The following is a 24,790-nucleotide window of genomic DNA, read 5'->3' as shown; positions in this document are numbered from 1 at the left end:
TCGTCGAACACCGGAAGCGACGGAGCAGCCTTCGAAGTCGTCGCGCAGCCCTGCGCGAAGCAGGGGTGCGGCAGGCGCCGCGGTGGCCGTCGAGGAGGTCCGGGCCGTTGCGCCTCAGGCCGGCAAGTGGTGGCGGCGTGACCAGGGTTCCTTGCGAACCGGCCGACCTCGCGCCCGCCGCCGTCCCGATCGGCCGGGCGGCGCCGGCCGGCCACCGCGGACCGCGTTATTCCAAGGAGACCGCGGAAGTCGACGCCCTCATCAACGAGCCATTGCCGGCCGCTCGCTGGTTGGCTTGGAAATGGACCGCGGAGGCCTGGTCCCACGGCATGCCGTTGGTCAAGACGTCTTCGGTCTGCAAGCCGATGTCCTTGGGTTCAGCTGCCGCCCACTGCTGGAAGCGGGCGAAGATGTCCGGCAAGTCCAGTCCGCCCCGCTGAAGCAGTGACTCCGCGACCAGAACGGCCATCTGCGTATCGTCCGTGGCCTCGCCCGGCTCCCAGCCACCACCTCCGCACATCTCCCCACCGCTCCCCGGACCGGGGAACCGGGCGGAGAACACGCCCGGGGGGCCGAACCCGAAAGGGGCTCCCAACGCGTCACCCACCGCTGAGCCCACGACAGCGCCGACAACCCGCTCCATACGCTTCACTCGCGCAGGCTACCGGCGATACTCCGACAGCTGCTCCTGCTCCTGCTCCTGCTCCTGCTCCTGCTCCTGCCGCTGCCGCTGCCGCTGCCGCTGCCGCTGCCGGACGGTGCGGGTGTCCAGTGGCACGCGAGCCCCATCGGCCGTCTGTCGACAACCGCAGTAATCCTACGGATTGGTAAAGAAATGGCGGTCAAACCTGTTCAGGAGGGGACAGGAGACGACAGGATCCCTCTGTAGCTAGCTCTGTGATCATCGTCGCCACAAGCGGCGCACCATGCAGGGGGATCCACCACGTGAGACGAACAGCAGCGCTCGGCGCTGCCGGCACCTTGGTGACCGGCACGCTCATAGCAGGCGCGATAGCCGCCACGCCCGCCAGCGCGGGCGAGCACCACAAGACCGGATCGGCCGAAGCGCGCGGAGTCCAGACCGCCGCCGCGCGCGCGGCCAAGAAAGGCATCGACTGGAAGGACTGCCCCGCGGACTGGGGGCTCAAGGGCATCCAGTGCGGCTATGTCACCGTTCCGGTCGACTACGCCAAGCCCAACGGACGCACCATCAAGATCGCCGTCGACCGGGCCGTCAGTACCGGCGGCAAGGAGGAGCGGCAGGGCTCCCTCATCTACAACCCCGGCGGCCCCGGCGGCTCGGGCATGAAGTTCCCGACCCGCATCACCACCAAGAACCCGCTGTGGGCCAAGACCGCCAAGGCCTATGACTTCGTGGGCTTCGACCCGCGCGGTGTCGGCCACTCCGCGGCGATCTCCTGCATGGACCCGCAGGAGTTCGTCAAGGCCCCCAAGGCCGACCCGGTGCCCGACAGCGAGGCCGACAAGCTCGCCCAGCGCAAGCTCGCCAAGGAGTACGCCGACGGCTGCGCCGAGCGCAGCGGCGGGCTCCTGCCGTATATGACCACGCCCAACACCGCCCGCGACCTGGACGTGGTCCGCGCCGCGCTCGGTGAGAAGAAGCTCAACTACCTGGGCGTCTCCTACGGCACCTATCTGGGCGCCGTCTATGCGACGCTCTTCCCGGACCATGTCCGCCGGATGCTCGTCGACAGTGTCGTCAACCCCTCGCGCGAGAAGGTCTGGTACCAGGCCAACCTCGACCAGGACGTGGCCTTCGAGACGCGCTGGGGCGACTGGAGGAAGTGGGTCGCCAAGAACGACGCGACCTACCACATCGGCGACACCCCGGAGAAGGTCCAGGCGGCGTGGGAGAAGCTGCGCGCGACGGCCAAGAAGAACCCGATCGGTGGCGTCGTCGGCCCCGCCGAGCTCACCGGCTTCTTCCAGAACGCGCCGTACTACGACTCCATGTGGGCCACGGTCGCCCAGGTCTGGAGCGCGTATCTCTCCGGTGACGAGAAGCCTCTCGTCGAGAACGCGGGACCGAACCTCAAGGACACCGCGGGCAACATCGCCGCGGAGAACGGCAACGCCGTCTACACGGCCGTCGAGTGCACCGACGCCAAGTGGCCCACCAGCTGGAAGAAGTGGGACCGCGACAACACCCGCATCCACCAGCAGGCGCCGTTCATGACCTGGTCCAACGCCTGGATGAACCTGCCCTGCGCCACCTGGCCGGCCAAGCAGCACACCCCGGTCAACGTCAAGACCGGCAAGGGCCTGCCCAGCGTCCTGATCGTGCAGAGCACCCGTGACGCGGCCACGCCGTACGACGGCGCGGTCGAGCTGCACAAGCGGTTCGCGGGCTCCCGCCTGATCACCGAGCGGGACGCCGGATCGCACGGTGTCACCGGCCAGGTCAACCCCTGCATCAACGACCGGGTCGACACCTACTTCCTGACCGGGAAGACGGATGCCAAGGATGTGACGTGCGCCCCGCACGCCACGCCGCAGCCGAGCAAGCAGACGGCGAAGGCCACCGCAAAGGGTGCCTCCGACCTGCCTGTTGCTCCCTGACATCACGTCAGTGTCAACGCCGCGGGCGGCCGGGGAAGTTCCCGGCCGCCCGTTCGCGTATCAATCTGGGTATCAGCTCGCGCGGCGGACCGTCGGCCCGCCCCTCGCTCCGCTCACCGGCCCGCCTCCTGCGGCGCGAACACCTCTCGGAACGCCGCCCTGGCCGGGGAATCCGCCTGCCGGTCCAGTACGGCGAAGACCACCTGGTCGAACCATCCGGCGAACCGGCCGGCGCCCAGCAGCTGCGCCGCGAACGCCCCGGCCACCTGGGCCGGTTCATTGCGGAACACCCCGCATCCCCAGGCACCGAGCACCAGCTGCCGGTGTCCGCCCACCGCCGCGACCTCCAGCACCCGCTCCGCACGGGCCGCCAGCGCCCCCGCCACCAGGCCCGTCTCGGTCGGCCGCTGCCGCGCGATGACCCCGGCGTTAGGCGCCGCGGCCGTCAAGAACCCTGCCTCGTACGGCACTTCGAGCAGCGCACCCCGGTCGTCACGGAACACTGGCACACCGGGGGAGAGGATCACCCGGTCGCTGTAGAACAAGCTCGGCTCGGCCCGGTGCACGGCGTAGAAGTCCGGCGCCTCGCGCACACACGTATACAGCGCCGACCCTCGGCAGAGCGCCTCCTCCTGGGCCTGCGCACCATTGAGATAGCCGCCGCCGGGATTGCGCGCCGAGGCGAAATTCAGCACCGCGAGCGGCCCGCCGCCGGCCTCGGCCAGCCGTCGGCCCGCCGTGAGACTGCCTTCCCCCGTCACCTCGAAGACCGTCCGTACGCCCGCTCCCGAGCCCTCGACGGCGACCGTGCCGGGCCCGTACAGCCGGGTCCCCGCCCGCGCCCGTTCGACCGCCGCGCCGATGTCCACCAGTCGCCCGCTGGGTGCGCGATACACACCTGCCGTGACGATCCGCTCCGTCTCCTGCGCCATGCCACGCAGCCGGGCGCTCATCGTCGGCACCCCCGTATTCCCTGCATCATGACGATCAAGGTACGCGCCGGCGCCGCACCCCGCGACGGATTAACCGCCGGTCCGGCCCCGACTGACGCGTTCCACCCGGCCCCGGCTGACGAGCCCGCCCGGCCCCGGCCTTACGCCTCCCGCCCGGCCAGCCACCGGTCCTCGGCCGCATAGCCGAACAACGTCTCGTCCGAGTAGAAGGACGCCATCCTCGGGAACACCTCCCGCCAGTCCCGCCCACGAACCCGGTCCACCAGCCAGGCCACCGTCGTGGGCAGCGACTCGGCATACCCCGTCACCGCCCGGTACCCCAGCTCCCGCTCGGCCGTCGCCATGTCGTACACCACCGGCTCCGGAAACGACCACGGCGTATCACCGACATCCGACGACGGCGGTGCCCCCTCCACCCGCACGATCTCGCTCGCCGGCGCCCCCATCGCCGCGTCCACCGCCACCGCGATCTCGGCCACCGTCGGCGCCTGCGGATCGCCCGCGTTCAGTACCCGCGCCCCCGGCCGGCGAGCCGCCAGGCGCACCAACTCGGCGAGATTCTCCACGTGCACCGGATGGAAGCGGCTGCCCCCGCCGTACGCCAGCACCCGCACCCGACGGCCGTCCAGCACCCGTTTGACGAAGTGCAGCTCCCGCGGCAGCGGACTGTACGGACCATGAATCGCCCCCGCCCGCAGCAGCGTCACCGGCAGCCGCGCCTCCTCCGCCAGCAGCGCCTGCTCCAGCGCCACCTTGCGCGTCTGGTAATCCTCATCCCCCGGCGCCACCGTCCGCTGGGTCTCCGGAATCGGCACCGGGTAGACCGGAGACCCGTCCGGCTCGCCCTGTGTCGCGAAGCCGCGCCCGCGGTCGTCCTCGTACACCGCCCCGCTGGAGATCACCACGGCCGACCCGATCCGGTCCGCCAGACCCGCCAACTGCCGGGCGTGCCCCGCCCCGTAGGCCACGCAGTCCAGCAGCACATCACAGCCGTCGCCGACCAGCCCGGCCAGCGCCGCGTCGTCCTCCCGGTCCACCGCCACCGAACGGACCTCGCCGGGCCAGGAATCATCTCGTCCGCCGTGCAGGGAAACCGCCCGTACCGCCCACCCGTCGCGCGCGAGCGCCCGCACCGCCGCCCGCCCGATCTGTCCGCTCGCCCCGATCACCACTGCGCTGCCTGTCGTCATGGCGTGGACTGTACGAACCGTCGAACACCGCCCGCAGCCCGGTTCGCCCTCGGCGCAAAGAGGCTCAGCTCCCGCCGCCGTTCCCCCGCCGGCCGGGTGTCCGCCCCTGGGCCCTGGCCTCCGCCTGGGCCTCGGCCTTCGCCTCACCCGCGTACGTGTCCACGTACTCCTGCCCGGACAGCTGCAGAATCGCGTACATGATCTCGTCCGTGACGGCCCGCAGCGCGGTGCGCTCATCCACCAGCCCGGCATAGCGTGAGAAGTCCAGCGGCGCCCCGAACCGGATGGTGATCCGCATCGCCCGGGGCAGTCGCCGCCCCGTCGGCTGCGCCTCGAACGTCCCGATCATCGCGCACGGCACCACCGGCACCGCCGCCTTGATCGCCATCGCGGCAACGCCGGTGCGCCCCTTGTAGAGCCGGCCGTCGTGCGACCGCGTGCCCTCCGGATAGATCCCCAGCAGCCGTCCCTTACGCAGCACCGCAAGCCCCGACGAGATCGCCGCCTGGGACGCCTTACCCCCCGACCTGTCGATCGGAATCTGTCCCACACCCCGGAAGAACGCCGCGGTCAGCCGCCCCTTCAGCCCCGGCCCGGTGAAGTACTCCGCCTTGGCCAAAAACGTCACCCGCCGCGGCACGATCGCCGGCATCACGAAGTGATCGGCGAACGACAGATGATTACCCGCGATGATCGCCGCGCCCTCCTCCGGCACATGCTCGAGACCCTCGATCCGCGGCCGGAACAGCAACCGCAGCAACGGCCCGAGAACGATGTACTTCAGCAGCTGGTAGAACACGTTCCGGCCTCCCCGTAGTTACCGTGCCGACGCAGAGTAGCCGCCGTCTGAACAGGGCGCGAGTGGTCCGTATCAGCGGCTTCCGGTCGCCTCGTACCGCAGGAGGACGACGCCGTTGCCGAAGGTCCGGGTCTCGATCTGCCGCAGATCGGCCCTGGCGTCCGAGGCCGGGAACAGCGGCTTGCCGCGTCCGATGAGGACCGGATGGACGTAGATGCGGTACTCGTCGATCAGGCCGTGCTCCATGAAGGCCGCGGCGAGGCCGGCGCCGCCGAGCGACAGGTCACCGCCCGGCTGCGCCTTGAGGGCCATGATCTCCTCGACGACGACGTCCCGCATGATGGTCGTGTTCCGGTCGGCCCGCTCCAGGGTCCGGGAGAACACGATCTTGGGCGTGTCCCGCCAGATACCGGCGAACTCGGCCATCGGCCCCGTAATTGAGGGGTCGGCGTCCGCGGTCGGCCAGAATCCGGCCATCAGCTCATGGGTGACCCGTCCGTTCAGGAAGGCGCCCATGCCCCTGAGCTGGTCGTTGAAGTGACGGTGCAGTTCGTCGTCGACACGGTGCCAGCCGATGTCGTGGTCCGGCCCCTCGATGTAGCCGTCGAGGGACACCGACATCATCAAGATGATCTTCCTCAGCGAAGCCATCCGCTACTGATACCACCCCTCTCCGCCCTCGGCGAGCGGCTCCCCGATCGCGAACGGGCCCCTCCGCACAGATCAGGGCCGCCTGCTGCTCGGCGTTCGGGACAACGCGGATGACGTCCCAGCCGGTTGACCGTAATCCACCGCCACGTGCTGGGCGCGCCACCGGAAGTGCGTAAAGGTATCCAAGAGAGGGAAGTGGTTACCGACGAACAGCGCAGGTCGAGGTCGAGCGTGCCCACACGAGGGGGTTGGGGTCTCTTGGCGGCTGTGCCCTTACGTCTGGAGCCGCGCCTGGAGCCGCGACTGGCGTCCTTGCTGGGATCGGAGGGGTTCCTCCACACGCTCGTCGACGCGCTGGGGTCGCCGCTGAATGTGGTGCTGCCCGATCAGATCGCCGACAACGCCGAGCGGTTCCGCGCCGCATACCGCAAGCACCATCTGAGCGGGCAGGTGTTCTTCGCGCACAAGGCGAACCGTTCCAGCGCGCTGGTGCGGCGGCTCGCGGCGACGGACGCGGCCGTGGACGTCGCCTCGCTGGGCGAGCTGCAGCACGCCCTCGGCGCCGGCTTCGCACCCGACCGCATCATGGCGACCGGGCCCAAGAACCCGGAATTCCTCTGGCTCGCCGCCCGCTCCGGGGTCACCGTCAACGTCGACTCGCACACCGAGCTGGACGACCTTGCCGGGTTGGTCCGCGGCTACCGGCTGCCCCGCAGGAAGGTCGTGCTGCGGCTGTCGGCGTTCGAGGCGCCGGGTGTCACCGTGCTCACCCGGCCCAGCCGATTCGGTTCGCCGGCCCGGGAGCTGGACTCCTTGCTCAAGACCGTCGAGCGGCACGGCGACGCCGTCGAGCTGACCGGTGTCGGCTACCACCTGGACACCACCAGCCTCGACGAGAAGGCCATCGCCCTCGAAGGCTGCATCAGGGCCCTGGACGCCTGCCGCAGCCGGGGCCTGCGACCGCGGGCGGTGGACATCGGCGGGGGATTCGGCGTCAACTACCTGGCCGACGGCGAACAGTGGGAGCGCTATACCTCCGAGCTGACGAACGCCGTGCTGGGCAGGCGCCCGGCCATGACCTGGCGCGGACACGGCTACGGACTGCGCAACGAGGCGGGCACCCTTCGCGGCTCGCTCGGCCTGTACCCGGCGCACCGCCCGGTCGCCGCCGAGCGCTACCTGGACGCACTGCTCTCCCGCCCCGCCCCGTCACTGGGCGGCCGCCCGCTGGCCACACTGCTCCTGGAGAACCTCTGCGACCTGTACACGGAGCCGGGGCGGGCCCTGGTGGACCAGTGCGGGCTGGTGCTGGCGAGGGTGCTGGAGGTACGCCGTACCGATGCCGGGGAGCATCTGGTGCGGCTCGCGATGAAGGCGGACGATGTCAGCCTGGAGGACCATGGAGTGCTGATGGATCCCCTCGTCATCACCCGCGAAGGGGGCGGGGCCGTAGCCGGTGGCGAACCGGTAGGGGTCTATCTGGCCGGCAGCCTGTGCCTGGAGGCCGACCTGATCACGCGCAGGATGGTCTTCCTGCCGCGCCTGCCCCGGCCCGGCGAGCTGCTGGGCTTCGCCAACACCGCCGGCTACTGCATGGATTTCCGGACCAGCCGCGCGCAGCATCAGCCCGTGGCCCGCGAGGCCGCCGTCTGGCAGGAGGCGGGCTCCTGGCGCTGGTGCCTCGATGAGCAGTACTGGCCGCTGATATGTCCGGGGGGACAGCCATGAGGTACGACAGCATCACCGAGGCCATCGGGAACACCCCGCTGGTGCGCATCGATCCGGCCGTCCACGGTCTGCGCCACATCGACCTGTACGCCAAGCTGGAGATGCTCAACCCCTTCGGCTCGGTCAAGGACCGCGCCGCGTGGAGCATGGCCCGCCCCGGCCTGGCCACCGCAGTGCAGCACGGCAGCCAGGTGGTGGAGCTGTCCAGCGGCAATACGGCGAAGGCCCTGGCCGTGATAGCGGGGATGCACGGTCTGCCCTTCAAGAGCGTGACGAACCGGATGCGGATACCGGAGATCAAGGACCTGCTTCTGCTGCTGGGCGCCGAGATCGAGGAGCTGCCCGGACAGAGCGAATGCCTCGACCCGACCAACACCGAAGACCCGCTGACCCTCTTTCACCAGGCGCTGTCCGACCCGGCCGGCTCCACTTTGCACACGGACCAGTACTTCAACGCCCGTAACACCGAGGCGCACGCCGTCGGCACCGGCCCGGAGATCGTCAAGGACATGGGCGGCCGGGCACCGGACTACTTCATCGCCTGCGTCGGCACCGCGGGCTCCTCCACCGGAGTGGCCAGAGTGCTGCGCGAACACGACCCGGAGGTGGAGGTCGTCGGGCTGGTCGCCGGCAAGTCCGACTTCATCCCGGGGATCCGCACCATCGACGAGGTCCAGGAGGTCGGCCTCTTCGACCCGGCCACCTACGACACGATGCGGCCGGTGACCGCCGACGAAGCCATCGACGGCATGCTGACCCTGGCCCGCCGCTGCGGCATCCTGGCCGGGCCCACCGGCGGAGCCGCCTACTTCGGGACCGTACGCCATCTGCGCGAGGCCGACGCGGCACTGACGGCCCGTAAGGCCGGCGAAAAGGACCGCAAGTCGGCGGTCTTCATCGTCTGCGACCGCATCGAGAGCTACCTCGGCTACGTCAGGCAGCGCCGCCCCGACCTGTTCCACCAGTCGCCGCGCAAGAACTCGGCGGCCGATCTGTCCGCCGCCGAGATCGCCGCGGCCACGGTCATCGACGCCCAGGAGGCCCCGAAGTGGATCGCGCAGGAGCGTCCCCTGGTGGTCGATCTGCGCAGCCCGTTCGCGTATGCCGCGCTGCACATCGAGGGGGCGGTCAACATCGTCGACGAGCTCTTCGACGAGCTGGTGCGCGGTGGGATGCCGTTCAGCAGGCAGCAGCCGGTTCTGCTGGTGTGTCCTATCGGCGAGCAGTCCGCCCGGTACGCCGCGCTGCTGACCCGGATGGGGCACCCCGACGTCCGCAGCCTCACCGGCGGCGTCATCGCCTGGCGCGACGCGGGCGCGCCCCTGGTCAGGGACTGACGGACGTGATCCGATGACGGCCCCTGGTCATGGTGCGGGTTTCCCGGAGGAGTTGCGCACATGGCAGCGTTCGCTGCGCGCCCAGTTCCCGATCATCACCGGCAATCCGGAGCTGGCCTACCTGGACAGCGCGGCGACGTCCCAGAAGCCGCAGGCCGTACTCGATGCCGTCCAGACCCATCTGAGCACCGCCAACGCCAATGCAGGACGCGGCACCTACCCGTGGGCCAACGCCGCGACGGCACTGGTGGAGCGCACCCGCGACCGGATCAAGGACTTCCTCGGCGACCCCGATCCGCAACGCTCCGGTGTCCACTTCACCAGCGGGACCACCGAAGGGCTGCGCGCCATCGCCCGGGAGTGGCTGCCCGCACTGCTCTCCGACGGGGACGAGATCGTCGTCCCGTTCGCCGACCACCAGGCGAACCTCTCCCCGTGGCTCGAGACGCAGCAGCTGCTGGACCGGCAGGGAGTACGGATCCGAGTGCGGGAGATGCCCTGCCAGGCCTCGTCCGGCGACTATGACCCGGCAGCGCTGGCCGAGTTGACCGGCCCCCGCACCGCCTTCGTCGCGGCCACCCATGTGCACCATGTCTACGGCGGGGACATGAACGTCCACCGCATCCGCCGGGCCGTGGGACCGCGGGTGCCGATCTGCCTCGACGCCGCCCAGAGCGTAGGCCACCTGCCGGTGTCGGTCGCCGACCTCGACGTCGACTTCGTGGTCTTCTCCGGGCACAAGACCCTGGCGCTGCCCGGCTCCGGGGCCGTCTGGGCCCGTCAGACGCGCGGCCCGGAATTCACCCCGGGCGGGTGGAGCGGCAGCCCCAACACCACGGGGATCGTGAGCCTGGCGGCCGCGCTCGACTGGCTGGATGCCGCGGGAACGGACCGGATCGAACGGTGGACGGTGGCCCTCGCGGCCCGGCTCTCCGACGGGCTGCGCCACCTGGACGCCTACGAGATCCTCGGCTGCCAGCACAGCCTGACCGCCGAGGCGTTGGTGCAGCAGCGCTGCGGCATCGTCACGTTCCGGCACCGTGGCATCGGAGCGAGCGATCTTGGCTTCATCCTGTTCAGCCATGGCTTCATGGTGCGCACCGACGGGCACTGCCAGGCCGGCGCCGGCGAGAAGACCAGCTCGGTGCGCGTCAGCCTGCATGTCTACAACACCCCCGAGGAAATCGACCGGTTGCTCAGCGTCCTCGCCACCCTGGGGTGATCCGGCACCCCAAAATGCTAATGGAAACCGTTTCCACCTGTAGCCTCGTTCTCACCTTCCCGGAAGGGCATGACCGGAACGAGACGGCAGAGGTGGCACGACCAGATGGGGCTGAGCATGGGGACGGCCGAACTGTGGGTGGAGCGATGGGAGCGCCAGCAACAGCGCTATGCCATCGACCGCGAGGAACGGTTCACCGTCATCGCCGACGTCGTCGAGCATGTGACGGAGAGCCAGACCAGACCGCTGATCGTCGACCTGGGCTGCGGTCCGGGGTCACTCGCCGCCCGGCTTGCCGGACGCCTGCCGCACGCGGAGATCGTGGCCGTCGATGTGGACCCCCTGCTGCTGGAACTGGCCCGCACCCACCACGCATCCGCCGCCCGCTACGTCGACACGGTGATCGGCGAGCACGGCTGGACCGATGCCCTGCAGCTGGACCGCCCGCTCGACGCGGCCGTCTCCACCACCGCACTCCACTACATCCCCAAGGACACCCTGCGGAGCACCTACGCACAGCTCGCCGCCCTCCTGCGCCCCGGCGGCACCCTCATCAACGGTGACCATCTCCCGCCGGACGGCGCCGCGCCCGCCGTGATCGCCTCGCACGTCGGGCGCCGCCGGGCCGAGCGGCAGCAGGCGTTCGCCGACGAGGACTGGGAGTCGTGGTGGACGGCGGTGGCGGACGAGCCCGAGCTTGCCGAATGCCTCGCCGAACGCCGCCGCCTGCTCCCGGCGTCCATCGGCGGCTGCGACAACGGCCTGACCCTGTCCGATCACGCCGAGCTGCTGCGCGCCGCGGGTTTTGAACACGCCGCTCCGGTCTGGCAGTTCGGCAACAGCTGCGTTCTGGTCGCGGTCCGGTAGCTCCGGCCAAAGACGCCGCCCGGCCGGTGATGCCGAGGGCGCCGGCGACGGCCTGCGCGGTCTCGGGTGCGTCGCCGGTGAGCAGCACCAGCCGGGAGACGCCGAGCCGACAACTGCCTTGCGTGCGGCGGGCTTTGCCCGGGGGAGACGTCACCGCCCGACCTGGGGCTTGTCAGGCCTGCGGCATCAGCTCCCCGGGTTCCGGGTGCTCGTGTGTGCAGGCGTCGTCGAGTCCGTAGGTGTCCCAGGCCGGGAACGGGTCGTCGGAGAGTGGCTCCCCGTCGGCCAGGAGGCAGTCGGCCAGGGCGGCTTGCAGCGCCTCGGCGCGCAACCCGGTGCCGATGAAGACCAGTTCCTGGCCCTGGGTGTCGCCGATGGCGCGGGCGCCGGACGGTTCGAAGCGGGCGACGGCCCCGGCCTGCGACCACAGTCCGGTGACCTTCGGGCGGCCGGCCGGCCAGAAGAAGCCTTTGGAGCGGAGGACCCGGCCGTAGGTGCCGCTGTCGAGTCCTTCGGTGACGAGGGTCCACAGCCGGCCGGGGTGGAAGGGCGCAGCGGCGCGGAAGACCGTGCTGGAGATGCCGTACTCCTCGGTCTCCGGTACGTGGTCGCCGTTGAGCTCCCGCACCCAGCCCGGTGCCTGCTGGGCCCTCTCGAGGTCGAACAGCCCGGTGCCGAGAACATCGCGGGGGTCTACCCGCCCGTGCCGGGCGCGCACGATACGCGCGGCCGGGTTGAGGCGCGCGAGTGCGGCCTCAAGGCGGCCGGCGCTGTGCGTATCGACCAGGTCGGTCTTGTTGAGGACGATGACGTCGGCGAACTCGACCTGGTCCATCAGCAGGTCGCTGACGGTGCGTTCGTCGTCCTCGTACTGGTCCAGTCCCCGCTCGGCCAGCCCGTCGCCGCCGGCCAGTTCCGGCAGGAAGTTGGCGGCGTCGACGACGGTGACCATGGTGTCGAGCCTGGCCAGGTCGCCGAGGGTCGCTCCGTCGTCGCGGGGGAAGGCGAAGGTGGCCGCGACGGGCATCGGCTCGGAGATGCCGCTGGACTCGATGAGGAGATGGTCGAAGCGGCCCTCGCGGGCCAGCCGGTCGACCTCTTCGAGCAGGTCGTCGCGCAGGGTGCAGCAGATGCAGCCGTTGGTCATCTCGACCAGGCGCTCCTCGGTGCGCGAGAGGGCGGCCTCGCCGCCGCGCACCAGGGCGGCGTCGATGTTGATCTCGCTCATGTCGTTGACGATGACCGCGACGCGCAGGCCCTCTCGGTTGCTCAGGACGTGGTTGAGCAGGGTGGTCTTGCCGGCTCCGAGGAAGCCGGACAGGACGGTGACGGGCAGTCGGTTGTGCGTCATGCCGTCGGCTCAGCCTTCCGGGCGCAGCAGCCCGCGCTCGTAGGCCTTGGCCAGTCGCTGCGGGACGAGGTAGGGGGTGCCGTCGAGGGTGACGGTCACGAGCCGGGGGGTGGTGGCCTTCCACTGGGCACGGCGGTGGCGGGTGTTGCTGCGGGACATCTTCCGCTTGGGTACGGCCATGGCGATCTCCTGGGGTGGCTGGGTGACGCGGTGACCGCACGCTACTTGAAAGTGGATTCCATTTTCAAATGGCACGATCGGACCCGGCGGTGCGGGGGAGGTGTCCGGGAGTGCTGCCCGGCCTCCCCGTTCCGCTGCGGTGCACCGCAGGGTGTGTCCGCGGGGGCCCCTCTGCCGACGCCCATGGGGCGCGGGCGGCGTCGCAGGTGTAGGGAAGAGGTATGAAGGTCTGGCGTGGATTCACCCGTCTCGGCAGATCCCGGCGGTTGAGCCATGGACTGGTGGCGGTGCCGCTGGCGATCATCGCGGCGGTCACCGTGATCGACATCAACGCCCCGACATCCATCCACCTGGGCCCCTTCCTGGTCGCCGCGCCCGCGATCACCGCATCCTTCGCCGGCCCGGCGCTCACCGGAGCCATCGGCGCCCTGGCCGTGGCGGCCCAGATCGTCATCGGCGTTCTGCACGGCGGTCTGATGACGCCGAACCACCAGGCACAGATCGCCGCCCTCGTGGTGATCTCCGTGCTGGTAACGGTCTTCCGCTATGTGCGCGACCGGCATCAGCGGCGGTTCACCCAGGTGCAGTCGGTGGCCGTCGCGGCGCAGCAAGTTCTGCTGCGGCCGCTTCCCGAGCGGATCGGACCGCTGCAGATCGCGTTCTCGTACATCGCGGCCGAGGCCGAGGCCCAGATCGGCGGTGACCTGTACTCGGCGGTGCCCACCGCCGGTGCGACCCGCCTGGTCGTCGGCGACGTGCGGGGCAAAGGGCTGTCCGCCATCGGTGAGGCCGCCGTGCTGGTCGGGGCTTTCCTGGGCTCCGCCTATCGGAACCTGTCACTGCCCGGGATCGCGGCGCACCTGGGCAACTCCGTGCACTGGAACACGACGCACCTCGCCGACGGCGACCTGGCCACCGAGGAAACGTTCGTCACCGCGCTGGTCATGGACGTCCACCACGACGAACCCTTCGTCACGATGGTGAATTGCGGGCACCCTCCGCCGTTGCTGCTGCGCGGCGACAAGGTCCACTCACTCGAGGTCCGCGACCCCGCGCTCCCCCTGGGGCTGAGCGCCCCGTCGGAGAGCGACTACGAGGCCGAGACGTTCAGCTTTGAGCCCGGCGACCTCCTTCTCCTCTACACCGACGGAGTGATCGAGGCGCGCGACCGTGAGGGCGCCTTCTATCCGCTGACCGATCGCGTTGCCGCATGCGGCGAGACCGACCCGCCGTCGCTCGTGCGGTATCTGCACGACGACCTGCTCCGGTACGCCGACGGAAACCAGGGCGACGATGTGGCCATCATCGTGATCGCGCGCACTCCCTGAACCGGTGCCGCAGCCCGCCACAGCCGCCGCGCCGAAGTGATGCCCCCTACGACTCCCGTTGCGGCGGCGCATCCCGGGCCGCGTCGCCGACGGCGGCCGCCTCGGCGTAGGCCCGGGATCGCTGGACGAAGATCCGGTGCAGGTCACGGGCGGCCGGTGGGACGGAACCGGAACGGCTGCGCTGGAGGACGAGGAGGATGCGGGTGCCGTCGTCGTCCAGCGGGCGATGGGTGAGGGCGCCGGCTCGTTCCAGTGGATCGTCGATCACGCTGAAGTCCGGCAGCACGGTGGCGCCGAGTCCCTCGGCGACCATGAGCTTGCCCATTTCGGCGCCGTCGGTGGAGTACGAGAAGGACGGGGTACGGCCGGCCAGGAGCCGGTGTACGTAGCGGTTCATGACGTATCCGGACCGCATGACGATGAGGGGCTCGGTGAGCAGGTCACCTACGCCGACGGCCGCCCCCGCCGCGACCAGCGCATATGGGAAGTCATGAAGGTGTTCAGGGCCTCGGGGTAGCGGTGCGGACCGAAGTCAGCCATCGACGGACATGAGGGAGCTTCCAGGCCCGCTGGTGTACAGCGCGGAATGCCGGGAAGGGAGAAAGCCTGCACTGACCGGAGAGCGAGGTCAGGGTCTGCGCTGTTTACGAAGTCGCAGACAGCAGCTGTCCGTTGAGAGTAGCCACTGTCCACGCCGGTTCCGTGGAAAGCGCTGTCCGCTCCTGCAAGTCATCAGGCCTGTTCTCGCCCCAACCACCAGGCAGACACACCGATCTGACACTGAGGCGATCACTGAGGCGATCACTGAGGCGATCACCGAGGCGATCAGTAAGGCGCGAGGACGTGGCCCAGGGAGTGGAGAAAGTCGGTGGTGGCGTCTGCGGCTCCGACGGCGGGCAGAATCGCCGAGGCGAGCACCACGATGGCCAGCAGCCGGGCCCGGGGCGGTGGCGCGGACTGAAGGGCTGCGACGCGTCGGGTGACCGCCAGGTGGGAGAGGTGAAGGGCGGAGGAGATACGGCTGCGATGGGTCAGGAGAGCGGCGCGGGCGATCGCTCGGGCCGTGGACTCGCGCCCCGCGCCGGTATCGGCCGCGTCCTCGTCCGCCCATCGCTCCAGCAGGAAGGCGACCGTTTCCCGTAGCGGCACCAGCACCGGTACGACGGCCGCGGCGAGGTCGGCGATCAGCCGGAGCCGGTCGTGCCGGTGCCGCAGGTGCGCGCGCTCATGCGCGAGCAGGACCCGCCGCTCGTGCGCATCCAGGCCCGCTAGCATCGCCGACGTGACCACGATCCGGCCGGGTGTACCCGGCAGGGCGAACGCCTGGGGAGTGGTGGAAGTGATGACGATGAGCTCGCTGTCCACGGGGTGCGTCTCGCGCAGCCGCCTCAGCTTCCGCACGGTGGAGCGGTGGCCGCGCACGACCCGGTGGGCTCGGAACACACCCCATGCCATGACGGCGATGGCCAGTACGGCAATGACCTCGGGGACGGGCTCGGGTATGTGGAAGCGGTGCTCCTGCGCCTCGGCCACCACCGGCGGCGCGTCGTCCAGCAGGCTGCCGCCCAGCAGCATCAGCGCCCACACCGAGGCCGCCGCCGTCACCCCGCCGGTGACGACGAGCGCCCGCGCCGCGTAGCCGGGAGCGAGCACCCGGCCCACCCCCGGACTGGCCACGGCAAGCAACACCGCGAGCGCCAGGGGGATGTAGACATCGATCCTCATACGCCGCCGCTCCCGCCGAGCAGGTCCCGCAGCGCCTGCTCCTCCGCCGGGCTCAGTCCGGTCACGAACTGCTGCAGCGCGGCGATCGGGTCGGGGCCGCGGTCCAAGGCCTGATGCATCACCTCTGCCGTCAGCTGCGCCGCGTTCTTGGCCGGGCGGTACGCCCCTCGCCGGCCACCGGCGTCGCGCACGACCAGCCCCTTGTCGTAGAGGCGCTTGAGGATGGTGTGCACCGTGTTGTACGCGAGCCCGCCGATGTCCGCCTGGACCTCGGTGGGGGTCATCGGCTGCTCGGACGCCCACAGCGCGGCGAGGACTTCGCTCTCCAGCTCACCGGAACTGCGCCGCTCACCTTCGCCGCGCGAGTTTCTGCCAACCATGACTGCCACCTTACGGCGTGTAGGGACGCTCAGGCGACGCGCAGTTCGGCGCCGTGTTTCCGGTCGAGCAGCTCGGCGAAGAGCTGCTCCCACCGGGGCCGGAGGAGATCCATGCCGCGGCGGCGGGCGGAGGCGGCGGCCCGTTCGCCCATCTTCGCGCGCAGCGGCTCGTTCTCGATCAGCCGCGTCATGGAGGCGGTGAGGCCGCCGATGTCGTCCGGGGCGATGAGGAGGCCGTCTTCGCCGTCCGTGATGACCTCCCCGGGGCCGTGCGGCCGGTCGTGGCTGATCACCGGCACACCGTGGCTCATCGCCTCGGCGAGGACCATCCCGCAGCCTTCGTGGTGCGAGCCGAGGATGCACAGCGATGCCGTGGCCAGTTCCTCGCCCGGATGCCGTGCGGCGCCCATCAGGTGGACGTGGCGGTACAGGCGATGGGCGTGGATGAGGTCGTGCAGCCGGTTCTTCTCCGGCCCCGAGCCGAAGATCCGGAGCTGCCAGTCGGGGTGGTCGCGTACGACATCGGCGAAGGCGGTGATCATCTGGTCGAACCCTTTGGACTTGACCAGCCGCCCGGCGGCGACCACCACCGGCCGGCGCGGAGCCGAACGTCGCACGCCGGCGTCGGCGACGGTGCCGGTGTCGACGGCGGTGTCGTGGAGCGAGTGGGGAATGCGGACAATTCGCACATCGGACACGGTCAGCGCCGAACGGTAGGCGCGCTCGTCGGCTTCGGTGAGAACGGTGACCGCGTCCAGCCGCCGGTAGGACTCCTCAATGGCCTCGGTGAGGGCGGGTTCGTGGCGTGCGTAGTGCAGCCGTTCCTGCCCGACCGTCGTCACGCTCTCCGGCGCATACTGCGCGATCAGCAGGTTCAGTTCCGTACGAGTGCCGACCACTATCCCCTCCTCCAGGGACTGGAGGTAGCGCACGATACGGCGGTCCGTGAGCCGGTTGAACCCGTGGAAGCGCACTTCCGTACCCGGCACCAGGCGGCTCGGCCCGCGCACCGCCGGCGACTCCCAGTGCTTGCGCCAGGCGGGCGCGGCAGGGGATATGTCGAGCAGCGGGCGCAGGCGTACACGGTGGTCGATGGGGAAGGCCGGGCTCTCTCGGCGGCGCCAGACGCTGGTGATGCCCACATCGTGGCCCGCGGCGGCCAAGGCGTTGGCCTGGCCGATCGCCGTCCGTACGGCCGCATCGACGGTGTAGGCGTTGAGGGTAAGGAAGCGGATCTTCACGACGCCTCCCGGCGACAGGTGACCGACGGATCCCTACGAGCTGTAGGGTCTCCAAACCCTACATGTTGTAGTGGAACGAGGGGGAGGGGTTCCCGGTGGCGGCCGATACCGGGCGCCGGTCATCTTGAGCGTCTCGGGATCGCCGGCGTTACGGCTGCTCCTCGGGCACGGGCTCAGGGCGCTGGGCGGCGCGGGCGCGCGACCGCAGGACCTCGAACGCGAGAGGGAGGAGGGAGACCGCGACCACCAGGGCGACGATGGGCAGCAGGTAGCGGTCCACGTTCGGCACGGATGAGCCGAGCCCGTAGCCCGCCAGTACCAGTCCGACCGTCCAGACCAGTCCGCCGGTCACCTGGAAGAGCGTGAACGTCCGGACCGGAACCTCCAGGGTGCCGGCGAGCGGGTTCAGAACCGTCCGTACCACCGGTACGAACCGCGCCAGGACGATCGCCTTGGCGTGCCCGTACCGGGCCAGCAGCTCCTGGGCGTGTTCGGCGCCCCGGTGAATTTTGCGGGAGCGGCTGCGCGCCAGCACCGCCCGGCCGCCTCGGCGCCCGATCCAGTAGCCGGTCTGCGCGCCCAGGAGCGCTCCGAGAACCGCCGCGACAAGGACCTGCGGGAGCGAGAGGTGCGCCGTGCCGTGCGTGCCGGGCACGCACAGCAGTCCGGCGGTGAAGAGCAGCGAATCGCCCGGCAGGAAGAACCCGATCAGCAGGCCCGTCTCGGCGAAGAGTACGCACGCGATACCCAGGGCGCCGAACGCGGAAAGCAGCGAACTCGCGTCGAGGAGGTTCACGGCCTGCGGCGTTGACGTGAGCGCGAATACGGCCATAGGGGCTGCTCCGGGGGGTGTCAGGGGCTCCGGTGTGGAGACGCGAACGTCTGCGGCACAGAGGCGCGAAATGTCTACAGCACCGAGGCATGAATGTCTACAGCACAGTAGACGGTCTACGTCACTGTAGACGAACGATGAGAGGGCGTGTCGCCCGGCTCGAGGCGGGCAGTGCTGCCCGGCGCGAGGTGAGCGGTACGTCCTCTTCGGCCACGGCCTCGGCGCCCTCACCGCCTTCGAGGTGACCCGCGAACTGCGCGCCCCCCGGGCGGGCCCCGCCGGACCGGCCTGCCCTCTTCGGCACCGGTCCCGCGCGCCGCATGGGGAGTCGATGCCCGCAGTCCGTAACGTTCTCCGGCGTAACTGACCAGTCTCGTTACCCCAAGGGGAAGTCATGGGACAGCTGGACAGCAAGGTGGCCCTGGTGACCGGTGGCTCGACCGGGATCGGACATGCTGTCGCCCGCCGGTTCGCCGCCGAGGGCGCCACCGTCTACCTCACCGGCCGGCGGGTGCCCGAGCTGGACGCGGCGGTGGAAAGCATCGGGGAACGGGCCATCGGCGTACAGAGCGATGTGTCGAAGCTCGACGACCTCGACCGGCTCTTCGCGACGATCGAGGCCCGCAGCGGACGACTGGATGTCGTAGTGGCCAACGCCGGTGTCGGCGAGCTGGCCCGGCTCGGGGAGATCACCGAGGAGCAGTACGACACAGTCTTCGACATCAACGTCAAAGGGACACTCTTCACCGTCCAGAAGGCGCTGCCGCTGCTGCCGGACGGCGCCTCGGTGATGGTGCTCTCCTCCATCGTCGCCTCGCAGGGCGCAGAGGCGATGACCGTCTACAGCGCCACCAAGGCGGCCAACCGCAACTTCGCCCGCACCTGGGCCGCCGAACTCGCCGGCCGCGGCATCCGGGTCAACGCCATCAGCCCCGGCCCCATCGAGACTCCCGGCATCGACGGCCTGGCGGCCGCCTCCGCGCAGGGCCGTCAGCAGTTCATGGACAGCACCACGGCCGGAATCCCGCTCGGCCGGATGGGGCGCCCCGACGAAGTCGCCGCCACCGCCCTCTTCCTCGCCTCGGACCAGAGCTCTTTCACCACCGGAGCCGAACTGTTCGTCGACGGCGGCGTCACCCAGGTCTGAACAGCTCGGGCACCAGGGGCGAATGCCGCGACATCTCCAACGGGCAGATGGTTACGCCTCGGAGGCGTTCGCGGCGCGCTGGAGCTGCTTACGGTAGAGCGCGATGGCCTGGGCCGGCGGATAGTTGGGGACAGTCGAGATTTTTCCGCTGTCCTTCGCCACCACGAAGCTGCTGCCGCCCGGCGGCGCGGGGACCGGCCGGCCGTTCTGGTCCACGGGCTTGGCGAACGTCGCGTACACCAGATACCCCAGGTCGAATTCCTGGACATGCAGCGGTGCCACGGTGCCGTCGAAGGAACGCGGCTGGCCGAATTGTCTGCGTACCGACTCCAGTGCCTCTTCCGGGGTCGCGGGCACATTCTGCGGATCCGGCCGATCCGACGGCTCTGTCGGAGCGTCGTTGTCCGAAGTCATGAGAACTCCTTCATCGCGTGGCCCGGCTACGGCGTTGACCGTACTCCACCGGCGGGCCGGGCGGCGGAGTCTGCCCGCGCCCGCTCGGCACTTCGGGCTGTCTCTGAGGGCCGGGACTCCGGCCGGCCGGTCACATCAAGCTTGGCTGGATCTTCCGCCAGGTCGAGTCCAGGTGACCGATATGCCGGTCCATTTCGCGGACCATGGCCTGCTTCTCGGGCGTCGTCGAGTTGTCCTTCTGCTTTTTGTACTCGCGCTCGATGATCTTCTTGAGTTCCTTACGCGCATCCGCTTCATTGAGCTTTTGTGCCGCCGCGATTTCCTTGGCGGCCCGGTCGGCAGACTTGTCCGGGTGATTATTGATCCGGTCCGCGATGGACTGCTGCACCTGGGCCGCGGTCAACTTGTCGACGTTCTTCTTCTCCTTGGCCTTCTCGCTGTCGAGGTTCTTCTTCGCTTTGACATCGTCCGGATCGGTGCGATAGGTCGTGCTGTAGTACACCTTCGTCCCGTTGAGCACGTTGTCCCGCAGCACTGTTGAGCACTTGGCGTGCCCCTGTCCCATTCCGCAGGGCTCACGTTCCGTGTAGACGGCCTTGGGCGTGTATGTCTTGTCGCCCTGGTTGACGCGCTTCAGCCAGTCGGCGAGATGCTTTTCCGAATGCCGGCCCGCCACGTATTTCTCGCCCACCGGCACCGACGAGTCGGTGACGTAGTGCGTCTCGCGCTCGGGCGGCGGACCCTCGACCTCAAGGACCGCGTAGTTGCGGTCGGTGAGGTCCGGGCTGTTGTTCCTCAGGCTGGCCGGCATATCGCCCGGAAGCTTGAGGCCGTTGAGGAATTTCTCGCTGGACTTACGGTGACCCTTCACGCCGAGCGATTCGCCCGAGTTCTTGGCCGCACTGTCCGGGCTCTCCGCCTTGGGGTCGCCCTCGTTCTTTTTCCGGTACGGCTTGTCGATGTTCTCCGGATTCTTTCCCACACCGTGCTGCTCGTGGAATCCGACGCTGAGCCGGGCCAGGGACGTCACGACCGCGAGCCGCTCACCGCGATCCAGGTCCTTGAATCCGGGCAGCCGCTGCTCCAGGTCACTCTGGGTGAAAGCGCGCGGCCCCTTCCCGGCATCGGGCGAGGGCAGTGTGGCATCACCGGTCGAGGCCCGCAGAACCTGCGCCAGGTTCCCGTCGTTCGCCCAACGGTCCAGATGGTCATGGACGTTGTCGAGCGGAATACGGTGTACATCCCGGTCCCGGCGGAGTTCACCCTGCAGCCGGTCCGGTGTGATCCCGTATTCCTTGGACTGCTCCGTCTCCTTGTCGAGGGTGTGATCCCCGTCCTGCTCCTGTTTGGAGGTGTCACTCTCGCCGCGGTCGTGCGGGTCGGAGTAAGGCTCCTTGTCGACGTCCATGGCGTCGTCGGACTTCGGCGGCGAGGGAGAATCGTCCAGCTTCAGGGCCGCGAGGCCCTCGTGATCCGGATCCGTTCGCGGCCGCTTGTTGCTGTCTCCGGCCCCCGCCGAGGATCCGTCGCCCGAGCCGGACGGCTGGTTGTCCGCGGGCGGCGGATCGCTCGCCTTCCGCTTCCCGCCGGGAGCTTCGGGACCATCGGGAGCCGGCGTCTTCGGACGGCCGTCGGCAGACGTCTGATCCGGCCGGCCGTCGTGCGTGCCGGGGGTGGTGGTGTTGCCGTCGGGCCGCGCCGAGGCGGGCTGGCTGTGGTCCTGGCTCTGGGGATCACCGTCGCGCGGCGGAGCGTCGCCGGGATTCCGGTCGTTCCGGTTGTTCGGGTCGTTCCGGTGGTTCTGGTCGTTCGGGCCGTTCTGGTCGCTCTGGCCGTTGTCCGGGGTGTGCGGCGTGCTGTTCCGGCCGGGTGTTGGGGTGTCCGCGTCGGCGGACTTGTCGTGCCCGGCGTCCGGCGTGCTGTCCGCAGGCGTGTGCTCGGCTCCCGGCGCGTCCTGGTACGGGCCGTTGTCCTGCCCGGGGCCGTCTTCGTGCTCCGGACGGGAGGAATCAGGTGAACCGGCCGGTTCGGACGAGGTGTTGGCCGTGGTGTCACCGGCTCCGTCGTTGCCGTCGGCCGTCTGCTTGGTGGGATCGGTCGCGTCCGCGGTGGCGTCGTGGTCGTGGTCGCTCTGTACGGAGTCGGACTGCGGGGCGTGATCCGACTGCGGCGGGTCGTTCGTCTGGGAGGTGGCGTCGGGCGACTGTTGCGGCTTCTGCGGCTTCTGCGGCTCCTGCGACGCGTGCGAATCGTGCGACTCCTGCGTCGACTCTGTGGAGTTGGTCTGGGAGTCGTCCGACGCCTGGGAGTCGTCCGACGCCTGGGAATCGGCCGCCTGGGCATCGTCGGACTGGGCATCGTCGGACTGGTCTGACGTCGTGGAATGGGCGTCATCCGACGCGTGGGAGTCGGTTTCCGGATCCTGAGCGGGGTACAGCGGGTTCCGGTCGGCGTCCAGCGGGATGTAGAAGACATCCGTGGCACCGTCGGTGTTGATGGGCTGGTGGCTAACCTCGCCGCTCTGGGTGTCCACCCAGACGATGTGGCCGTCGTGGTTGACGGCGTTGAACGCGTGGCCGCCACCCCCGTCCCAGTTGACCTGCACAATCGCGGACGAGCCCGGTCCGGCGTTCAGGAGGTCCTGGGCGATCGTGGCGTGACCGTCGGGGCTGGTGCCCGCGTACGAGTGCGGAGCGCCTGTCCAGTCGATGATGTTCTCGTTGGCATTCGTCTCCGGCGACCAGCGGTCCGGGCTTCCGTCCGGGTTGAGGTCCGGCGTACGAGGTGCCGAGACCTGCGGGTTTCCGTACCAGGTCTCGAGGAACGAACGGCTGCAGTCGGCACAGTTGTTGGAGCGACCGGGGACATCGGTACCGCCGTCGTTCTGCAGCTGGGACCAGTCCCCGAACGGATCGGGAAAACGCTGCGGGGTGCCGTCGTCGTTCCGGGGGACCGCGTTGTCGAGGGCCTGCTGGTCCGCGGGGTCGGGCGGCAGCAGTCCGCCGGGAGCCTCCTGGATACCGGACCGGATGTCGTCGAGGCTGGGACGGTCGTCCTGCCCGTCGGGCGCGGTGTTCGAGTCCGAGTCCGAGTCCGAGTCCGTGTCGGATTCGGATTCCGCATCGGACGAGTCGCCGTCACCGGTGTCGGAATCGTCGGAATCGGCGGCCGGAGTCTCGTCGTTCTTGGCCTCCTCGGACTGACCGTCCTCGGACTTGCTGTCGTCGGACTTGCTGTCGTCAGGCTTGTTGTCCTCGGACTTGTTGTCGTCGGGCTGGGCGCCGTCCTGCTGCTCGGAGTCGGGCTTGGCGGCATCAGGTTCGGCGTCAGGACTTTCCGAGTCCGGCTTTGTGGAGTCCGGCTTGGCTGAGTCCGGCTTCGTGGAGTCGGACTTCGTGGAGTCGGGGTCGTCCGCAGTCTCGTCCTTGTCCGGTGCCGGATCCTTTACGGAGTCCGGCTCGGAGGCCGTTTCGGAGTCCGGCTCGGTGCCGGGCTTCTGCTCGGAATCGGGCGTCTGGCCGTCGGCCGGGCCGGTGTCCGGGCTGTCCGTAGTGCTGGACTGCGGCGTATCCGTGCCGTGGTCAGGCGTGGGCTGGCCGTCGTCGCTGTGCGGCACCTGCTGATTCGGAGTGCTCTGCTCCGGAACGTTCTGGTCGGGGCCACTGTGCTCCGGCGTATCGCTGGGCGGAGGCGTCTGAGGCTGGTGCTGGGACGACTCGTCGCCGCGCGGCTGCTCGGCATGGGGCCGATCGGGGCGCGGAGGCGTGGGGCGCGGGCGCGAGGACTGGTCAGGAGTGCCGGGCCGCGGACGCGGGGGAGTGTTGCGCGGGTCTCCGTGCGACTCGGAGCGCGGGTCGCGGGTGGGGGTGCTGCGGGGCGGGACGCCGCTGCCGGACGGTGTCGAGCGCGGCGGCGCAGCGGCGGGCGGAGCGCCGGCGGGGGCGCTCGGGGCCGGTACCGGGCCGCCGCCCATGGGCGCGGCGGAAGCCGGGGGAGTGGCGGAGGAGTGGGACGAATCTCCACCGGACTGCGATGGCTGAGGAATAGCGGTTGCAGGAGGCGCCAGGGTCGCGCTCTCCGTATGCATGGTGACGGGACCGTCGTCGTCCGGCCGACTCGGTATGTGCTGCTGAGGGGAGCCGTACGAGGAGCCGGAGGAGTGGCCCGAGGAAGCCGCCTGGGGCACGGCGCCCTGAGGCATACCGACCCGGCCGCCGCCGGCGGCACCGCTGCCGTTGTCGCTCTGCGGTCCCGCGTGGGAGGAGTCCGAGCCCGTCGCGGCAGCGTGCTCCGGCGCGGGCGACGGTGAGGGAACGTTCGCCTGAGACGGGCTTCCCGAGTCCGGCGACGGCGATGGCGACGGGGACGACGACTGGGACGACGATGGGGAATGCTGCGGCGACTGATGCGTATCGGGGCCCGAGTCACCTGGGCTGGGCGCGCCTTGGTGTGCCGTGGTGACGGGCGGGCCGTCTGCGTGGGCGGGAGCCGGAGAAGGCCCGCTCTCCGGCCGTGGCCCCGCGTCAGGCGAGGGCGAGCTGTCCGCGCGCGTGGAGTCGGGAGACGGCCCGCTGTCCGGCCGCGCCCCCGCATCCGGCGAAGGTGAAGCATCCCCGTGGGACGACTCCGACGAGGGCGTGCTGTCCGGACCAGCGGAATCCGGTGTGGCGGACCGGTCGGGTGCCGGTGCGGAGTCCGGGGGGGTCTCCGGCCCTTGCGTGGAGGAGGTATCGACGTGGGCCGCATCCGGGGTCGGGGCACTGTTCGGACGTGAGTCGGTGTCCGGCGTGGCTGTCGCGTCAGGCCGCGAACCCGATTCCCCATCAGGCCGTGATCCAGAGTCCCCCTCTGGCCGTGAACCCGAG

19 protein-coding genes and 2 pseudogenes are annotated in these 24,790 nt (G+C 70.0%); 7 read left to right on the top strand and 14 right to left on the bottom strand.

Annotated elements, in window-relative coordinates:
- Positions 1-238: 238 nt before the first annotated feature.
- A pseudogene (locus ACZ4S3_RS00205) lies at positions 239-652 on the bottom strand (ADP-ribosylglycohydrolase family protein); the annotation flags it as partial.
- Between the two features lie 293 nt (positions 653-945).
- Here ACZ4S3_RS00205 and ACZ4S3_RS00200 point away from each other — a divergent pair.
- On the top strand, positions 946-2,580 hold the full coding sequence (locus ACZ4S3_RS00200; RefSeq protein ID WP_467923942.1) for an alpha/beta hydrolase: 1,635 nt from the start codon (positions 946-948) through the stop codon (positions 2,578-2,580).
- A gap of 113 nt (positions 2,581-2,693) precedes the next feature.
- On the opposite strand, the gene ACZ4S3_RS00195 is transcribed toward ACZ4S3_RS00200, so the two are convergent.
- The 4 genes from ACZ4S3_RS00195 to ACZ4S3_RS00180 form a co-directional block, all read right to left on the bottom strand.
- The gene (locus ACZ4S3_RS00195; protein WP_467925167.1) at positions 2,694-3,533 is read right to left on the bottom strand and encodes a TIGR02452 family protein; all 840 of its coding nucleotides are present in this window, start codon (positions 3,531-3,533) and stop codon (positions 2,694-2,696) included.
- 140 nt (positions 3,534-3,673) lie between these two features.
- Positions 3,674-4,723 (bottom strand): NAD-dependent epimerase/dehydratase family protein, encoded by a 1,050-nt coding sequence (locus ACZ4S3_RS00190; protein WP_467923940.1) that lies wholly within the window; start codon positions 4,721-4,723, stop codon positions 3,674-3,676.
- Between the two features lie 64 nt (positions 4,724-4,787).
- Positions 4,788-5,522 carry a lysophospholipid acyltransferase family protein gene (locus ACZ4S3_RS00185; protein ID WP_467923938.1) on the bottom strand — a complete coding sequence of 245 codons (735 nt, stop codon included), beginning with the start codon at positions 5,520-5,522 and terminating at the stop codon, positions 4,788-4,790.
- A 72-nt stretch (positions 5,523-5,594) separates the two neighbouring features.
- Positions 5,595-6,164: a dihydrofolate reductase family protein gene (locus ACZ4S3_RS00180; RefSeq protein ID WP_467925165.1), complete on the bottom strand. Its 570-nt coding sequence runs from the start codon at positions 6,162-6,164 to the stop codon at positions 5,595-5,597.
- A gap of 267 nt (positions 6,165-6,431) precedes the next feature.
- Here ACZ4S3_RS00180 and ACZ4S3_RS00175 point away from each other — a divergent pair, with 267 nt between their 5' ends.
- The 4 genes from ACZ4S3_RS00175 to ACZ4S3_RS00160 all read left to right on the top strand — a co-directional run bounded on the left by ACZ4S3_RS00175 (position 6,432) and on the right by ACZ4S3_RS00160 (position 11,327).
- Positions 6,432-7,901: a type III PLP-dependent enzyme domain-containing protein gene (locus tag ACZ4S3_RS00175; protein ID WP_467923936.1), complete on the top strand. Its 1,470-nt coding sequence runs from the start codon at positions 6,432-6,434 to the stop codon at positions 7,899-7,901.
- Positions 7,898-9,238, top strand: coding sequence for a pyridoxal-phosphate dependent enzyme (locus ACZ4S3_RS00170; RefSeq protein ID WP_467923934.1), 1,341 nt, complete (start codon positions 7,898-7,900; stop codon positions 9,236-9,238). Before ACZ4S3_RS00175 ends, ACZ4S3_RS00170 begins: the two co-directional genes overlap by 4 nt.
- A gap of 13 nt (positions 9,239-9,251) precedes the next feature.
- Positions 9,252-10,460, top strand: coding sequence for an aminotransferase class V-fold PLP-dependent enzyme (locus ACZ4S3_RS00165; RefSeq protein ID WP_467923932.1), 1,209 nt, complete (start codon positions 9,252-9,254; stop codon positions 10,458-10,460).
- A gap of 105 nt (positions 10,461-10,565) precedes the next feature.
- On the top strand, positions 10,566-11,327 hold the full coding sequence (locus tag ACZ4S3_RS00160; RefSeq protein ID WP_467923930.1) for a methyltransferase domain-containing protein: 762 nt from the start codon (positions 10,566-10,568) through the stop codon (positions 11,325-11,327).
- A 172-nt stretch (positions 11,328-11,499) separates the two neighbouring features.
- On the opposite strand, the gene ACZ4S3_RS00155 is transcribed toward ACZ4S3_RS00160, so the two are convergent.
- Positions 11,500-12,678 carry a GTP-binding protein gene (locus tag ACZ4S3_RS00155; protein WP_467923928.1) on the bottom strand — a complete coding sequence of 393 codons (1,179 nt, stop codon included), beginning with the start codon at positions 12,676-12,678 and terminating at the stop codon, positions 11,500-11,502.
- Positions 12,679-12,687: 9 nt separating this feature from the next.
- A complete protein-coding gene (gene rpmF, locus ACZ4S3_RS00150) occupies positions 12,688-12,858 on the bottom strand; it encodes a 50S ribosomal protein L32 (RefSeq protein ID WP_467923926.1) in 171 nt (56 codons plus the stop codon).
- A gap of 221 nt (positions 12,859-13,079) precedes the next feature.
- Here rpmF and ACZ4S3_RS00145 point away from each other — a divergent pair, with 221 nt between their 5' ends.
- Complete coding sequence (locus ACZ4S3_RS00145; protein ID WP_467923924.1) at positions 13,080-14,186, top strand: PP2C family protein-serine/threonine phosphatase; 1,107 nt, start codon at positions 13,080-13,082, stop codon at positions 14,184-14,186.
- A 46-nt stretch (positions 14,187-14,232) separates the two neighbouring features.
- Here ACZ4S3_RS00145 and ACZ4S3_RS00140 read toward each other — a convergent pair.
- From ACZ4S3_RS00140 to ACZ4S3_RS00120, 5 genes and pseudogenes are all read right to left on the bottom strand, one after another.
- Positions 14,233-14,646 (bottom strand): annotated as a pseudogene (locus tag ACZ4S3_RS00140) (LysR family transcriptional regulator substrate-binding protein); the annotation flags it as partial.
- A gap of 365 nt (positions 14,647-15,011) precedes the next feature.
- A complete protein-coding gene (locus ACZ4S3_RS00135; protein ID WP_467923922.1) occupies positions 15,012-15,911 on the bottom strand; it encodes a M56 family metallopeptidase in 900 nt (299 codons plus the stop codon).
- On the bottom strand, positions 15,908-16,291 hold the full coding sequence (locus tag ACZ4S3_RS00130; RefSeq protein ID WP_467923920.1) for a BlaI/MecI/CopY family transcriptional regulator: 384 nt from the start codon (positions 16,289-16,291) through the stop codon (positions 15,908-15,910). The genes ACZ4S3_RS00135 and ACZ4S3_RS00130 overlap by 4 nt, the downstream gene beginning before the upstream one ends.
- Positions 16,292-16,320: 29 nt before the next feature.
- Positions 16,321-17,532, bottom strand: a complete 1,212-nt coding sequence (locus ACZ4S3_RS00125; protein WP_467923918.1) for a glycosyltransferase — start codon at positions 17,530-17,532, stop codon at positions 16,321-16,323.
- Positions 17,533-17,680: 148 nt separating this feature from the next.
- Positions 17,681-18,364, bottom strand: coding sequence for a DedA family protein (locus ACZ4S3_RS00120; RefSeq protein WP_467923916.1), 684 nt, complete (start codon positions 18,362-18,364; stop codon positions 17,681-17,683).
- Between the two features lie 394 nt (positions 18,365-18,758).
- On the opposite strand from ACZ4S3_RS00120, the gene ACZ4S3_RS00115 reads away from it, so the two are divergent.
- On the top strand, positions 18,759-19,511 hold the full coding sequence (locus ACZ4S3_RS00115; RefSeq protein WP_467923914.1) for an SDR family NAD(P)-dependent oxidoreductase: 753 nt from the start codon (positions 18,759-18,761) through the stop codon (positions 19,509-19,511).
- Positions 19,512-19,562: 51 nt separating this feature from the next.
- Here the strand turns inward: ACZ4S3_RS00115 and ACZ4S3_RS00110 are convergent, their stop codons facing one another.
- Both ACZ4S3_RS00110 and ACZ4S3_RS00105 read right to left on the bottom strand, forming a co-directional pair.
- Positions 19,563-19,925: a hypothetical protein gene (locus ACZ4S3_RS00110; RefSeq protein ID WP_467923912.1), complete on the bottom strand. Its 363-nt coding sequence runs from the start codon at positions 19,923-19,925 to the stop codon at positions 19,563-19,565.
- 130 nt (positions 19,926-20,055) lie between these two features.
- Positions 20,056-23,541: a toxin glutamine deamidase domain-containing protein gene (locus ACZ4S3_RS00105; RefSeq protein ID WP_467925163.1), complete on the bottom strand. Its 3,486-nt coding sequence runs from the start codon at positions 23,539-23,541 to the stop codon at positions 20,056-20,058.
- Positions 23,542-24,790 lie beyond the last annotated feature (1,249 nt).

The organism is Streptomyces sp. NPDC028368 (assembly GCF_055565615.1).
This window is presented reverse-complemented; position numbering and strand designations above follow the sequence as displayed.

What these genes read in the sequence shown, in the direction of transcription:
- ACZ4S3_RS00145 (WP_467923924.1), top strand. Translation starts at nt 13,080, where the DNA reads ATGAAGGTCTGGCGTGGATTCACCCGTCTCGGCAGATCCCGGCGGTTG.
- ACZ4S3_RS00115 (WP_467923914.1), top strand. Translation starts at nt 18,759, where the DNA reads ATGGGACAGCTGGACAGCAAGGTGGCCCTGGTGACCGGTGGCTCGACC.
- ACZ4S3_RS00135 (WP_467923922.1), bottom strand. Translation starts at nt 15,911, where the DNA reads ATGAGGATCGATGTCTACATCCCCCTGGCGCTCGCGGTGTTGCTTGCC.
- ACZ4S3_RS00155 (WP_467923928.1), bottom strand. Translation starts at nt 12,678, where the DNA reads ATGACGCACAACCGACTGCCCGTCACCGTCCTGTCCGGCTTCCTCGGA.
- ACZ4S3_RS00130 (WP_467923920.1), bottom strand. Translation starts at nt 16,291, where the DNA reads ATGGTTGGCAGAAACTCGCGCGGCGAAGGTGAGCGGCGCAGTTCCGGT.
- ACZ4S3_RS00190 (WP_467923940.1), bottom strand. Translation starts at nt 4,723, where the DNA reads ATGACGACAGGCAGCGCAGTGGTGATCGGGGCGAGCGGACAGATCGGG.
- ACZ4S3_RS00110 (WP_467923912.1), bottom strand. Translation starts at nt 19,925, where the DNA reads ATGACTTCGGACAACGACGCTCCGACAGAGCCGTCGGATCGGCCGGAT.
- ACZ4S3_RS00195 (WP_467925167.1), bottom strand. Translation starts at nt 3,533, where the DNA reads ATGAGCGCCCGGCTGCGTGGCATGGCGCAGGAGACGGAGCGGATCGTC.
- ACZ4S3_RS00160 (WP_467923930.1), top strand. Translation starts at nt 10,566, where the DNA reads ATGGGGCTGAGCATGGGGACGGCCGAACTGTGGGTGGAGCGATGGGAG.
- ACZ4S3_RS00120 (WP_467923916.1), bottom strand. Translation starts at nt 18,364, where the DNA reads ATGGCCGTATTCGCGCTCACGTCAACGCCGCAGGCCGTGAACCTCCTC.
- ACZ4S3_RS00170 (WP_467923934.1), top strand. Translation starts at nt 7,898, where the DNA reads ATGAGGTACGACAGCATCACCGAGGCCATCGGGAACACCCCGCTGGTG.
- ACZ4S3_RS00165 (WP_467923932.1), top strand. Translation starts at nt 9,252, where the DNA reads ATGACGGCCCCTGGTCATGGTGCGGGTTTCCCGGAGGAGTTGCGCACA.
- rpmF (WP_467923926.1), bottom strand. Translation starts at nt 12,858, where the DNA reads ATGGCCGTACCCAAGCGGAAGATGTCCCGCAGCAACACCCGCCACCGC.